General features: G+C 64.1%; 11 protein-coding genes. 7 read left to right on the plus strand and 4 right to left on the minus strand.

The genetic code is table 11. From position 1 onward, the window contains the following. The first annotated feature begins 652 nt into the window (after nucleotides 1-652). The 3 genes from ACZXDY_RS18130 (at nucleotide 653) to ACZXDY_RS18140 (ending at nucleotide 3,578) form a co-directional block, all read left to right on the plus strand. On the plus strand, nucleotides 653-1,582 hold the full coding sequence (locus ACZXDY_RS18130; protein ID WP_028169309.1) for an aspartyl/asparaginyl beta-hydroxylase domain-containing protein: 930 nt from the start codon (nucleotides 653-655) through the stop codon (nucleotides 1,580-1,582). A 246-nt stretch (nucleotides 1,583-1,828) separates the two neighbouring features. Next, nucleotides 1,829-3,169: an MFS transporter gene (locus ACZXDY_RS18135; protein ID WP_028163637.1), complete on the plus strand. Its 1,341-nt coding sequence runs from the start codon at nucleotides 1,829-1,831 to the stop codon at nucleotides 3,167-3,169. Between the two features lie 22 nt (nucleotides 3,170-3,191). Beyond that, nucleotides 3,192-3,578, plus strand: a complete 387-nt coding sequence (locus ACZXDY_RS18140) for an SPW repeat protein (protein ID WP_051396687.1) — start codon at nucleotides 3,192-3,194, stop codon at nucleotides 3,576-3,578. Between the two features lie 285 nt (nucleotides 3,579-3,863). On the opposite strand, the gene ACZXDY_RS18145 is transcribed toward ACZXDY_RS18140, so the two are convergent. From ACZXDY_RS18145 to galE, 3 genes are all read right to left on the minus strand, one after another. Next, nucleotides 3,864-4,565 carry a fumarylacetoacetate hydrolase family protein gene (locus ACZXDY_RS18145; protein WP_464346433.1) on the minus strand — a complete coding sequence of 234 codons (702 nt, stop codon included), beginning with the start codon at nucleotides 4,563-4,565 and terminating at the stop codon, nucleotides 3,864-3,866. Between the two features lie 30 nt (nucleotides 4,566-4,595). After that, the gene (locus ACZXDY_RS18150; protein ID WP_464346434.1) at nucleotides 4,596-6,404 is read right to left on the minus strand and encodes an ABC transporter ATP-binding protein; all 1,809 of its coding nucleotides are present in this window, start codon (nucleotides 6,402-6,404) and stop codon (nucleotides 4,596-4,598) included. A 121-nt stretch (nucleotides 6,405-6,525) separates the two neighbouring features. After that, the gene (gene galE, locus ACZXDY_RS18155; protein WP_130228947.1) at nucleotides 6,526-7,539 is read right to left on the minus strand and encodes a UDP-glucose 4-epimerase GalE; all 1,014 of its coding nucleotides are present in this window, start codon (nucleotides 7,537-7,539) and stop codon (nucleotides 6,526-6,528) included. Between the two features lie 128 nt (nucleotides 7,540-7,667). On the opposite strand from galE, the gene ACZXDY_RS18160 reads away from it, so the two are divergent. Further along, the gene (locus ACZXDY_RS18160) at nucleotides 7,668-8,714 is read left to right on the plus strand and encodes a glycosyltransferase family 4 protein (protein WP_464346435.1); all 1,047 of its coding nucleotides are present in this window, start codon (nucleotides 7,668-7,670) and stop codon (nucleotides 8,712-8,714) included. Here the strand turns inward: ACZXDY_RS18160 and waaF are convergent. Next, nucleotides 8,696-9,757, minus strand: coding sequence for a lipopolysaccharide heptosyltransferase II (gene waaF, locus ACZXDY_RS18165; RefSeq protein WP_464346436.1), 1,062 nt, complete (start codon nucleotides 9,755-9,757; stop codon nucleotides 8,696-8,698). The two genes, ACZXDY_RS18160 and waaF, sit on opposite strands and share 19 nt — an antisense overlap. 154 nt (nucleotides 9,758-9,911) lie before the next feature. Between waaF and rfaD the strand changes: the two genes are divergently transcribed. Genes rfaD through ACZXDY_RS18180 form a run of 3 tightly spaced genes read left to right on the plus strand, consistent with a single transcriptional unit; the run spans nucleotide 9,912 to nucleotide 13,682 of the window. Further along, nucleotides 9,912-10,892, plus strand: a complete 981-nt coding sequence (rfaD, locus tag ACZXDY_RS18170; RefSeq protein ID WP_464346437.1) for an ADP-glyceromanno-heptose 6-epimerase — start codon at nucleotides 9,912-9,914, stop codon at nucleotides 10,890-10,892. A gap of 16 nt (nucleotides 10,893-10,908) precedes the next feature. Beyond that, the gene (gene rfaE1 / locus ACZXDY_RS18175) at nucleotides 10,909-12,381 is read left to right on the plus strand and encodes a D-glycero-beta-D-manno-heptose-7-phosphate kinase (protein WP_464346438.1); all 1,473 of its coding nucleotides are present in this window, start codon (nucleotides 10,909-10,911) and stop codon (nucleotides 12,379-12,381) included. Next, entirely contained in the window at nucleotides 12,378-13,682 is a 1,305-nt protein-coding gene (locus ACZXDY_RS18180; RefSeq protein WP_464346439.1) for an O-antigen ligase family protein, read from the plus strand. The genes rfaE1 and ACZXDY_RS18180 overlap by 4 nt, the downstream gene beginning before the upstream one ends. Nucleotides 13,683-13,696: the final 14 nt, after the last annotated feature.

The raw sequence follows: 13,696 nt of genomic DNA on the forward strand, positions 1-13,696 counted from the left end.
AGCGAGCGACGGCGGCTCCGAGGGGATGGCTTGGCCGGACCCCATGATCAATTTTGCTGAACTTGACGCACAGAACTCTTTTCACCCTCTCATCGGACGGAGGGCGCAGGGAAAGCCGGGTGCCGGTTGCACCCATGGGTCCCGTGCAACAAATAGCGCGGGGGTAGGACCACAGGTCAACCGAAGCAACTCCGACTTTCCCTGCGCGATGGTGTTACGGCTTACTTCGTACTCTCCCCGGTGACCGGGCTTTCTTGCCACCGTCGCCTCTCAGATCATCTCTGCGAGACTTAGCGCCAGCGTCGGGGCGCCAGGACCACACGACTTCGCCGTCCGCTGATGTCACGCTCGTCAGTCGTGATACCGGCGTCCACCGCATCTCACCGCAACGTTCGTGACGATCGCGATCCGCCCCTCATTCGGGTGAGACGCGCGGATTCATAGCGGTGATTTGCCCGACGGGTGAAGGGGAATATTTTCGTGAAGAGGGGCTGGACGCCCCGGTTCATATTGGAACTGCTAGAGAATTTTTCCTCTGCGAGCAGGCCGGCTCGATCCGGATGCAGCCTCCGGCATTGGCTTTGGGGCGCGGTTGCACTATACAAACATTGCACGAACATTGCTTGTGGTCGGGGCCACGGCAGGGACTGATATGCTAAAAACGCTATTCGCACCGCAGCTGGTGATCCTCTACATCCTGGCGGCATCGACGATTTATGTGCATTTCCGCGGCCGCGAGCGGCTGCGCTTCGCGCGTCAGCTCGGCGATCATTCGACCTATCTCGCGCCCTACAATGTGCTGATGTATGCGGGCTCGGCCGTTCCGAACACGCCGGTGATCCCGGTCGAGAAATTTCCCGAGCTCGCCAAGCTCAGCGAGAACTGGGAGACGATCCGCGAAGAGGCGGTGCGGCTGTTCGACGAGGGCTTCATCCGCGCGGCCGCCAAGAACAACGACTGGGGCTTCTATTCGTTCTTCAAGAGCGGCTGGAAGCGCTTTTACCTGAAGTGGTATGACGACTTCCTGCCGTCGGCGCGCACGCTGTGCCCGAAGACGGTGGAGCTGTTGAATTCGATTCCGTCGGTGCACGGCGCGATGTTTGCGATGCTGCCGCCCGGCGGCAAGCTCGGCGCGCACCGCGACCCCTTTGCCGGCTCGTTGCGTTATCACCTCGGGCTGGTCACCCCCAACTCGAACAAGTGCCGGATCATGGTCGACGGCGTGGAATGCGTCTGGCGCGACGGCCAGGCCTTCATGTTCGACGAGACCTTCATCCACCACGCCGAGAATGCGACCGACGTCAACCGCATCATCCTGTTTTGCGACGTCGAGCGCCCGATGAAGTACGGCTTCATGACCGCGATCAACCGCTGGGTCAGCCATCACATCGTCAAGGCCTCCGCCACGCAGAACGTGGACGGCGAACATGTCGGCGTGCTCAACAAGGTGTTCGGCAAGCTCTACGAGGTCCATCTCGCCAGCCGCAAGGTCAAGGAGTGGAACCGCAACGTGTACTACACGCTGAAATATTCGCTGACGGTCTTGATCCTCGGGCTGATCGTTGCATCGGCGCTGAGATGATAGCTGCGGAGCTGCAGGGCGGATTCGCGAAGCGTAATCCGCCGTTCCCCTCGAACTGCATTGAAGATGGCTGAGAAAGGTGGCGGATTACGCTTCGCTAATCCGCCCCACGATCCTCATGCCCGTCGCCTAAAGTTCTAGCCTTGATTTCCGGGTCGGTTGGAACCTTCGGCGCGTCATGTCGTTTGTGATCGAACGACCCAAGCAGTTCAAATTCGCGGGGGCTTGTCCGAGGGAGATGCTCCCATGGCAACGCTCGGTCTCGACGCCACCCAACTGACTCCATCCGAGCATCAGCGCCAGCTTCGGCGCGCCGTCATCGCCTCCACGATTGGGACCGCGATCGAATGGTATGATTTCTTCCTTTACAGCACCGTCACCGGTCTGGTTTTCGCAAAACTGTTCTTCCCGAACTCCGACCCTTGGGTCGGCACGCTGGAGGCCTTCGCCATTTACGCTGTCGGCTTCGTTGCGCGGCCGATAGGCGCTGCGATCTTCGGGCATTATGGCGACCGCATCGGCCGTAAAGCGACGCTGATCGCGACGCTGCTCCTGATGGGACTGGCGACCGCGGCAGTGGCCGTGGTGCCGACCTATGAGCGCATCGGCATCTGGGGTGCGGTGATCCTGACGGTGCTGCGCTTCATCCAGGGCGTCGGTGTCGGCGGCGAATGGGGCGGCTCGGTGCTGATGTCGATGGAATGGGCGCGCGACAACCACTCCCGCGGGTTCATCGCGTCATGGCCGCAATTCGGCGTGCCCTGCGGCCTGTTCCTCGCCAATCTCGCGGTGCTGGCGTTCAGCCAGATGGCTGGGGACCAGTTCCTCGCCTGGGGCTGGCGGATTCCGTTTGCGCTCAGCTTAATCCTAGTCGTCGTCGGCCTCTACATTCGGCTCGGCATTCTGGAAACGCCGGTGTTCAGCAAACTGCAGGCCGAGCAAAAGCTCGACCGCACGCCGATGCTGACGGTGATCAAGGAGTATCCGAAGGAAATCCTGCTGTCCGCCTTCGCGCGGATGGCCGAGCAGGCGCCGTTCTACATCTTCACCGCCTTCGTCTTTTCCTACGGCATTGCGACGCTGCACGTCTCGCGCGACTTCCTGCTCACTGCAGTGCTCACGGCTTCGGTGCTGTCGTTCGTCTCGATCCCGCTGTTCGGACATCTGTCTGACCGGATCGGCCGCAAGAACATGTATATGATCGGTGCCGTCGTGACCGGTATATTCGGTTTCATCTACTTCGCGATGCTCAACACTGGATCTCTGACGATCATCTTCCTCGCGATCGTCCTGTCGCTGATCCCGCACGACATGATGTACGGGCCGCAGGCCGCGCTGATCGCCGAGAGCTTTACCGGACGCCTGCGCTACAGCGGCTCATCGCTCGGCTATCAGCTCGCGTCGGTGATCGCCGGCGGTCCGGCGCCGCTGATCGCGGCCTGGCTGTTCGGCATGTACCAGTCGGCGACCGCAATCGCGATCTACATCGCGATCTGCGCCGTCATCACCCTGGTCGCGACTGCGCTGATGACCGACTACACCGGAAAGGACATCAACGCGGCCGACGCACACGACCGGCGGCCATAAGGCAGCAAATGGAGGAAAGGGCATGTTGAAATGGCGGAATGAATCGGCGCTCGATCTCTACAATCTGGCGGCAGCGATCTTCCTGCTTGCGGCACCCTGGATGTTTGTCCGTGTCAACCCGACGGCGGCAATCGATCTGCGGGCAAGCGGCGCGGCGATCGCGATCCTGTCGCTGGCGGCGATCATTGCATTTTCCGCTTGGGAAGAATGGGTCAACCTGCTCGTCGGGGGCTGGCTGATCGTGTCACCCTGGCTGCTCGGCTTCGCGCACACCCGCGCAATGCATTTCAGCATCGTCGCCGGCGCCGTGGTGATGTTCATGTCGCTGCTTGAGCTGTGGCTGGAATACGAGAAGACGCATCTCGGCCCGGGCGCGTCGGAGGAGTCCGAGAGGCAGGTGGAGTCGTAGGGCGGATTAGCGAAGCGTAATCCGCCATCTTCGCGCAACAGTGCCGTAGCCCGGGTGGAGCCCAGCGGAACCCGGGACCTCTGAGTTAACGTCGAGTGCGGCCCCGGGTTACGCTACGCTCCACCCGGGCTACGAAGCTTAGCAAGAACGGGACTGTCTTCCGGGACGCGCGCAGCGCGAGCCCGGAATCCACTTCTCCGCCGTCACCTGCCGCCTAATGGATTCCGGGTTCGATGCTGCGCATCGCCCCGGAATGACGGCGGTGACTGCGGTTAGGGCGGAGTATTACTCCGGCTGGCCCATCGAGACCTTCAGCGTGCCGACGCCGTCGACGCCGCACTCGATTTGATCGCCGGGCTGGAGCTGGGAGACGCCGGCTGGTGTTCCCGTCATGATGAGGTCGCCGGCGGCGAGCTTCACCTGCTGCGAGAGCTGCCAGATGATCTCGGGCACGTTCCAGATCAGTTCGGTGAGGTCGCCCTTCTGGGTTTCCTTGCCGTTGACGGTGAGCCAGATCCTGCCCTTTGACGGATGGCCGATCTTGGAGGCGGGCTGCAGCGCAGAGCAGGGCGCCGAATAGTCGAAGGATTTTCCGATCTCCCATGGACGCTCCTTCTTGCGCGAGGCGATCTGCAGATCGCGGCGGGTGAGATCGATGCCGACGGCGTAGCCATAGACATGGTCCAGCGCCTTGTCGGCGGGAATGTTGAGGCCGCCGCTCTTCATTGCGACCACCAGTTCGACCTCGTGGTGCAGGTCCTTGGTCAGCGGCGGGTAGGGGATGGCAGCACCGTCAGGCACCAGCATGTCGGCGTGCTTGGCGAAGAAGAAGGGCGGCGCGCGCTCGTCATTGCCCATCTCGCGGATGTGTTCGAGGTAGTTGCGGCCGACGCACCAGATGCGGCGGACGGGGAAGGATTTCGTCTCGCCGACGACGGGGAGCGAAGGCTGCGGCGGGGCGGGGATGACGTAGTCTGTGGCGGTCATGAAGCGCTCTCGTTCTCGATGTGGGATGGTTTAGCCGGTGGCGCTGATCGGGGCCAGCGTGAGCGGGCGGGTGTCGTAGTGCTGCAGGCGGAAGAACGAGGCGTAGCGGCCGCCGCGGCGGAGCAGTTCGTCATGGCGACCGCGCTCGACGATCTGGCCGCCCTCGACCACCAGGATCGCGTCCGCATGCATGATGGTGTGCAGCCGATGCGCGATCACGATCGTGGTGCGGTTCTGGCAGAGATGCTCGATCGCCTCCTGCACTTGCTTTTCGGATTCGGAATCGAGCGCGGCGGTCGCTTCATCAAGCAGGATGATCGGCGCGTTCTTGATCAGCGCGCGCGCCACCGCGATGCGCTGGCGCTGCCCGCCGGACAACTGCGTGCCGAGCTCGCCGACCGGGGTGTCGTAGCCGAGCGGGAAGCTGGTGATGAAGTCGTGCGCACAGGCCGCCTTGGCCGCGTCCACGATCTCATCTTCGGTGGCGCCGGGCTTGCCGAAGGCGATGTTGTTGCGGATGGTGTCGCGGAACAGATAGACGTCCTGGCCGACATAGGCGGTCTGCTGGCGCAGCGAGCGCCGCGACACCGAAGCGATCGACTGGCCGTCGATCAGGATGTCGCCCTCACTCGCTTCATAGAAGCGAAGCAGCAGCGCCAGCACTGTGGACTTGCCGCCGCCGGAGGGGCCGACCAGCGCGGTAACCTTGCCGGGCTCGGCGACGAAGCTCATGTGGTTCAGCACCGGCGCGTCGGCGCGATAGGCAAAGCCGACATCGCGCAGCTCAATCCGCGCTTCGGTCAGCCTCAAGGCCGGCTTGTCGTCGTCGGAGAGTTCGCTCGCGGGGCTATCGACGACTTCGAGCAGCATCCGCGCGCCGACCAACTGGCTGTTGAGATCGATGTTGAGCCGCGACAGCCGTTTTGCCGGCTCGGTTGCCATCAGGAAGGCGGTCATGAAGGAGAAGAACGCGCCGGGGGTCGCGTTGAGCGCGACCACGCTATAGCCGCCATAGAGCAGGCAGCCGGCCACTGCGAAGCCGCCGAGCATCTCCATCAGCGGGTTCGAGCGGTTGGCAACCCGCGCCATCTTGTTGGCGTTGCGCTCGACGGCCGTGATGTTCGCGTCGATGCGCTGCTTCATCGTCTCTTCCAGCGTGAACGCCTTCACGGTGCGGATGCCCTGCAGCGATTCCTGCATGGTCTCGAGGATGTCGGCGGTGCCGGTGAACTGGTTGTAGGCGAGGCCCTTGATGCGCTTCACCAGCTTGCGCAGGATCAGCATCGCCGGCGGCACCACCACGAGGCCAATGAACGACAGCACCGGATCCTGGAACACCATCACGCCGATCATGGCGATCAACGTCAACAGATCGCGCCCGATGGCGTTGATCAGCATGTTGAGGACGTCGGTGATGGATTTGGCGCCGGCAGTCAGCCGGGCCAGGAATTCCGACGAATGCCGTTCGGAGAAGAAGCCGATGCTTTCGCTCATCAGCTTGGCGAATAACTGACGCTGATTGTTGGCCAGGATGGCGTTGCTGATTTTCGCCAGGATCACGGAGTGGCCGTAGGTCGCCACGCCCTTGATGAAGAGCAGAATGACGGTCACGCCGGAGAGACGCGCGATGCCGGCAATGTCCCTGTCGATATAGGCCTGGTTGATCACCTGACCCAGGATATAGGCGGCGCCGGCGGTGGCGCCGGCCGATATTGCCATCAGGACGAACGCTTGCAGATAGCGCCGCCAATAGGTGAGCCCCTGCTCGGCGATTAGACGGCGAATCAGGATCGCCGCCCCATAGGGGTCGTCGGTTATCTTTCTTGGAGGCTCGGTCATCCGCGTTCCCTTGACGCCGCGTTGTTCGGAAGCGGGCGCGCGTCAGCGTCAGGCGAACGACTCCTTGCCTGCGAAACAGATGTTTTTCAAGCCATATTCAGGCCAAATAACGGCTTGATTTTCAGGCCGATTCCGCCTGCTGGAGCGGACCGCCGCGCTCCAGGAACAGCTTTTGCTCCCAGGCTAGCGCATGCGCCGCGATGGTCTCGAGATCGTCGTATTTCGGCGTCCAGTCCAGGAGCGTGCGGATGCGGCTGGTGTCGGCGACCATGGTCATGATGTCGCCGGGACGGCGCGGCGCAACCGACACGGCGAAATTGCGCATGGAGACGCGGCGCACCGCCTCGATCGTCTCCAATACCGAATAGCCGCGGCCATAGCCGCAATTCAGCGTGACCGAACCTCCGCCAGCACGCAAATAAGACAGCGCGGCGTGATGCGCCTCGACGAGATCGGTGACATGGATGAAGTCGCGGATGCAAGTACCGTCCGGCGTCGGATAGTCGCTGCCGAACACGTCGACCTTGGCGCGCTGGCCGGTGGCGGCCTCGACCGCGATCTTGAGCAGATGCGTCGCGCCGATGGTGGAGAGCCCGATGCGGCCCAGCGGGTCGGCGCCGGCGACGTTGAAATAGCGCAGCACGACATAGCTCATGCCATAGGCGGTGGCCACATCATGCAGCATGATCTCCGTCATCAGCTTCGACATGCCGTAGGGCGACAGCGGCCGCGTCGGCGCGGTTTCCGGCACCGGCACCTCTTCAGGATTGCCGTAGACGGCAGCGGTGGACGAGAAGATGAAGCGGCTGACGCCGGACTTGACCGCCGCGTTCAACAGGCTCTGTGTGGTCATCGTGTTGTTGCGGTAGTAGCCGAGCGGATCGCGCATCGATTCCGGAACCACCACCGAGCCGGCGAAATGTATGATGCTCTCGACGCCGTGCTGGGCGATCACGCCCTCGACGAGATTTTCGTCGCCGGCATCGCCGATGAACAGCGGCACGCCTTCGGGCAACAGGGCGGAGAAGCCGGTCGAGAGGTTGTCGACCACCACGACGCTTTCGCCGGCATCGACCAGCGCGCGCACCATGTGACTTCCGATATAGCCGGCGCCGCCGGTGACGAGCACGGTCATGACTTCACCTCTCCCCGCTATTTTCCCGGGATGTTAGCGGGGGCGCGATGAAGAGGGGGTTTCGTGGCCTCAGAACTGGCCCCTATGCTTAATGTTGCGTATACGAACTCCTGCAAAGGGGGACTTACGTGCCGATCGAGAACAATCCGGCCGCTGAGCTGCAACTGATCGTGCCGAATCTGCACAGGCGCTATTCGGGCGTGACTGCGACCAACCGGATGGTCGCACCGAAGCTTGCGAAGATGTTCCGCGCCGCATGGCTCGGCTCGCATGCGCCCGAGGGCATCGCGCGCATGGGCTTCGCTGACCTCTTGAAACTTTGGCGCCGCCCTGCACCGCTGATCTGGCACGCGCGGCGCAATGACGAGATGATCGTGGGCGTGCTGCTGCGCGCGCTCGGCTGGCCGTTGAAGCTCGTGTTCACGTCCGCCGCGCAACGCCACCACACCTGGCTGACTCGCTGGCTGATCCGGCAGATGGATGCGGTGATCGCGACGAGCGCGTTGTCTGCGTCCTTCCTCAAGCGCGAGGCGACGGTGGTGATGCATGGCGTCGACACCGAACGCTACGCGCCGCCGGCCGACCGCGCCGCGGCGTTCGCCGAGAGCGGCCTGCCCGGGCGCTATGCGATCGGCTGCTTCGGCCGCGTGCGCGCGCAGAAGGGCAGCGACGTCTTTGTCGAGGCGATGTGCCGGCTGTTGCCGCGCTATCCGGATTTTTCGGCGGTGCTGGTCGGCGCCGTGGTGCCAGAGCAGCAGGCGTTTGCGAACGGGCTGAAGCAGCGGATCGAGGCGGCGGGGTTGACGTCGCGGATCAGGATATCAGGCGAAGTCCCGATCGAGGAGGTCGAGCGCTGGTATCAGCGATTGACCATCTACGCTTTCACCTCGCGCAACGAGGGCTTTGGGTTGACGCTGATCGAAGCGATGTCATCAGGCGCGGCGCTGGTGGCGGCGCGCGCGGGCGCGGCCGAATTCGTGGTCGAGGATGGCATCACCGGCGTGCTGGTGCCGCCGGGGGATGTCGATGCGCTCTGCGCCGCGCTCGAGCCGTTGATGCGCGATCCGGCGGCTGCGGCTGCGATGGGAGAGCGGGCGCGGGCCCGCGTGGTGGAGAAATTCAGTCTCGACGCCGAGGCGAGCGGGATCGCCGCGGTCTATCGCGTGCTCGCCTGAGCCAGCACGCGCTCGGCGATATCGGCCACATCGGAGGCTGGAATATCGCGCATGCAGCGGTGGTCGTTCATGGTGCAGACCGGGCGATGGCAGGGCTGACACGGCACGTGTGTCTTGGTCACCACGGTGGCCGCCAGACCGTTGAGCGGAGCCCAGTGGTAGGGGCTGGTGGGGCCGAAAATGCCCATGGTCGGGGTGCCGAGCGCGGCTGCGACATGCATCAGGCCGGAATCGTTCGAAATCGCGACGCTCGCCGCGGCCATCGCCAGGATACCGTTGCGCAAGTCCGTGCCGGTGAGGTCGCGGACACCGGCGCCGCCGGCGGCGACGATCTCCGTGGCCAGCGCCTTCTCGCCGGGGCCTCCGACCACCCAGACGTCGAAACCGCGCGCGGCCAGCAGCCGTGCAGCCTCGCCGTAATAGGTCCAGCGTTTGCCCGAGCCGACCGAGCCGGGCGCGAGCGCGATCGCGGGGCCGCGGCTCAACCCGTTGGCTTGCCGCCAGCGCTCGGTTTCCTCCGTGGGAACCCGCAATTGCGGCACCGGCCATTCGGGCGGGAATTTCGCGCCCACGGGCAAAGCGAGCGCCGACATCTGGTCGACCATGCGATCCAGCTTCTTCTCGCCCCAGCGCATCCGGTTGATGAGGCCGAACCTCGCTTCGCCGCAAAAGCCGACCCGCTCCGGGACGCCGGCCAGCGTCGGCGCGATCGCCGATTTCCAGGTGCGGAGCATGACCAGGGCGGTGTGATAGCCGCGGGCGCGAAGTTCCCTTGCCAGGCCGAACTGCTTTGCCACGGCCAAGCGGCCGCGCGGCAAATCCCAGACCACCTTGCCGCGGACACCCGGCATGTAGTCGACCAGAGGCGCGCAGAGCGAGGTTGTGAGCATGTCGACCGGACGATTCGGCCAGCGCTGTTTCAGCACCCGCACGACGGTATGGCCGCGGACGAAATCGCCGATCCACATATAGGGGATGATCAGGATCGGGCGGGTATCGCCGGCGTCCTCGACCTCAATGCCTTCTATTGAATCAATATTCATATCTTCTGTACGGGAACCCGGCGCTTTTGCGGCCCCGTCGGTAGCCGCTCTCCATCCGGAGGTAAAGTCAGCCGCATTTCATCCACCGCGCAAGTTGCCTGCGCCGCCGGACTGGGGCAAAGCTGGCGCCGCACAAATCAGGGCAGGGATCGGCATGTTGCTGGTGACCGGCGGGGCCGGTTTTATCGGGTCGAATGTCGTGGCCGCGTTGAATGACGCCGGCCGCACGGACGTCGTCGCGTGCGACGCGCTTGGCCATGACGGCAAGTGGCGCAATTTGGCAAAACGCCAGCTTGCTGATTTTCTGCCGCCCTCGGAGCTTTCGGCGTGGCTGTCCGGCCGGCGGCTCGATGCGGTGATCCACCTCGGAGCGATCTCGGAGACGACGGCGACCGACGGCGATCTGGTGATCGAGACCAATTTCCGCCTGTCGCTGCGGCTGCTCGACTGGTGCACGGCGAATGCGACGCCGCTGATCTATGCGTCCTCGGCCGCGACCTATGGCGACGGTGAAGCGGGATTTCGCGACGAGCAGACGGTCGAGGCGCTGAAGAAACTGCGGCCGATGAATCTCTACGGCTGGAGCAAGCATCTGTTCGATCTCGCCGTGGCCGAGCGCGCCGCGCGCGGCGAGAAATTGCCCCCGCAATGGGCGGGCCTGAAATTCTTCAACGTGTTCGGGCCGAACGAATATCACAAGGGCACCATGATGAGCGTGCTGGCGCGGCGCTTCGACGACATCAAGGCGGGCCGCACGGTGCAATTGTTCAAGTCGCATCGCGATGGTATCGCCGACGGCGACCAGCGGCGCGACTTCATCTATGTCGACGATACCGTGCGGGTGATGATGTGGCTGCTCGCCACGCCTTCGGTCAGCGGATTGTTCAATGTCGGAACCGGCACTGCGCGCAGTTTCCGCGACCTGATGCTGTCGGCTTATGCCGCGCTCGGGCTAAAGCCGAACATCGAGTATGTCGACATGCCCGAACAGATCAGGGGCAGCTATCAATATTTCACGCAAGCCGATGTCGATCGCTTGCAGCGTGCGGGCTATAACGGCGGTTTCATGCGGCTCGAGGACGCCGTCGATGCTTACGTGAACGGCTTCCTCGATCGTCCCGACCGCTACCGCTGACGGGCCAAGGAAACAGATGCTCGATTTCGAAACCCTGTCGCAGGCGCTTTCCCGTCAGACCGTGCTCTGCATCGGTGACCTGATGCTGGACGAGTTCGTCTATGGCGAGGTGTCGCGGATTTCGCCCGAGGCGCCGGCGCCGGTGATCGCGGTCCAGCGCAGCGAGACCAATGTCGGCGGCGCCGGCAATGTCGCGCGCAACATCGCGTCGCTCGGCGGCCGCTGCATTTTTGTCGGCCTCATCGGCGAGGATGAGACGGGCGCGAGACTGAAGACGGCACTGGCGGCCGAGAGCGGGATCGAAAGCCGGCTGGTGTGCGACAGCGCGCGCCCGACGACGCGGAAGGTGCGCTTCGTCTCCGAGCATTTTTCCACTCACATGCTGCGCGCCGACTGGGAGCAGGCGCAGCCGGCGACAGGCGAGATCGAGCAGCAACTGATCGATACGATCCTCCCCGAGCTCGCCCGTGCCGACATTGTGCTGCTGTCTGACTATGCCAAGGGCGTACTGACCGCGCGGGTGATCCGCAACACCATCGATGCCGCGCGCAAGCTTGGCAAGCGCGTGATCGTCGATCCTAAGAGCCTCAATCTCGCGATCTATCGCGGCGCGACGCTGCTCACCCCCAACCGCAAGGAGTTCGCTGAGGCGACGCGGAGCCGCGCCGATACGCCCGGTGCGATCGCCGAAGCGGCGGAGGACGCGATGCGGCTCGCCGATTGCGAGGCGATGCTGGTGACGCAGGGCGAGCGCGGCATGACTCTGGTGGTGCGTGACGGCGAAACCGTCCACGTGCCGGCGCTGCCGGTGAAGGTTCGCGACGTCTCCGGCGCCGGCGACACGGTTGCGGCTGCACTCGCGCTGTCGCTCGCCGCCAACGCCGATTGGGAGACCGCGTTGCGGGTGGCAAGTGCGGCGGCCGCAGTCGCCGTCGGCAAGACCGGAACCGCGACGGCCACGCCGGCCGAGCTCAGGCGCAAGATCCTGCCGCATGCCTCGCTTGCGGCGGAAGAGAAGATCGTCGCGGCCGGCGGCGATCTCGGCGCCCAGCTCAGCGAATGGCGCCGGCAGGGCCTCCGCGTCGGATTCACCAATGGCTGTTTCGACATCCTGCATCCTGGCCACGTCAAGGTGTTGACGGCGGCGCGCGGCGCTTGCGATCGACTGATCGTCGGCCTCAACAGCGACGCCTCCGTCCGGCGGCTGAAAGGGCAGGGGCGCCCGGTGCAGGACGAGCGCGCACGTGCCGAAGTGGTGGCGGCGCTGGAGGCGGTCGATCTCGTCGCCATTTTCGAGGAAGACACGCCGATCAACCTGATCACGGCGATCAAGCCGAGCGTGCTGGTCAAGGGCGGCGACTATACCCGCGCGCAGGTGGTCGGCCATGAGATCGTCGAAGCCAATGGCGGCGAGGTGCTGCTGGTCGACATCCTGCCGGGCTTCAGCACGACCTCGCTGGTCGCCCGTGCCCGCGGAGGCAAGGCGTGAGCACGGCGGCGGGCTTTTCTCCCGCAAGCGCGGCGCTGCCGGCCTGGCGCAACCCGGCCGCCTGGACCAAAGCGGCCGACATCGTCGCCGTGCTGCTCGCGCTGTCGCTGCCATGGTCGACCTCGCTGGTCGGCATCTTCGGCGCAGTGTTCGTGGTCGTGGTCGCACCGACGCTGGATCTGAAGTCGTTCCTGCAATCGCTGAAACAGCCGATCGTCGCGCTGCCGATCGCACTGTTCGTGCTCGCGGTGGTCGGCATGCTGTGGTCGGACGCGCCCTGGGGTGCGCGCACTTATGCGGTGAGCCCGACGGCCAAGCTCTTGGTGCTGCCGTTCCTGCTCTACCATTTCGAGCGCTCGACCCGCGGCATGTGGGTGTTCACCGCGTTCCTGATCTCGTGCACGCTCCTGGTGGTGATGTCCTGGCTGGTGGTCCTGCAGCCCAGCCTGTCGTTGAAACCGCCAATCGATGCCGAGCGCGGCATCTTCGTGAAGAACTATATCGACCAGAGCCAGGAGTTCACGCTCTGCGCGGTGGCGCTGGCCTATCCCATCGTCACCCTGCTGCGCGCGAGGAAATTCGCGCTGGCCGGCCTTTTGATCGCGATTGCCTTGAGCTTTTTCATCAACATGGCCTTTGTAATCGTCTCGCGGACGGCGCTGGTCACGGTGCCCGTGATGTTTGCAGTGTTCGCGTTCCTGCATCTAAGATGGCGCAACATCCTGATAATAGTTGGAGCGGTGGCGGTGTTGGCGACGGTTGCCTGGCAGGCCTCGCCGCAACTGCGCGGGACAGCAGCGAGCTTCAGCAAGGACTATCGGGAATACAAGGAGCAGAACCGGGCGACCTCGATCGGGCTCCGGCTCGAATACTGGCGCAAATCGCTGGGCTTCATCGCCGATGCGCCTTTGATCGGCCATGGCACCGGCTCCACCCGCGGGCTGTTCGCGCAGGTCGCGACCGGGGGGACCGCCGAGGAGCTCAAGGCGACCAGCGATGTGGTTGGCAATCCGCACAACCAGACATTGAATGTTGCCGTGCAATGGGGCATTGTCGGCGTCGTCATTCTCTATGCGATCTGGTTTTGGCATCTCAGACTGTTTCGGGGCGAGGGGCTGGTCAACTGGATCGGGCTCCTGGTGGTCGTGCAGAATATCTTTACCTCGTTGTTCAACTCGCACATCTTCGATTTCCACGAGGGCTGGATGTACGTGCTCGGCGTCGGCGTCGCCGGCGGTATGGTGCTGAAGGCGAAATCGGACGGCGCGGCCGCAAAACCGCCGAGCTCGGTCACGCCATGATCTCTGGCCTGCGC

This window comes from Bradyrhizobium sp. LeoB3, assembly GCF_055456055.1.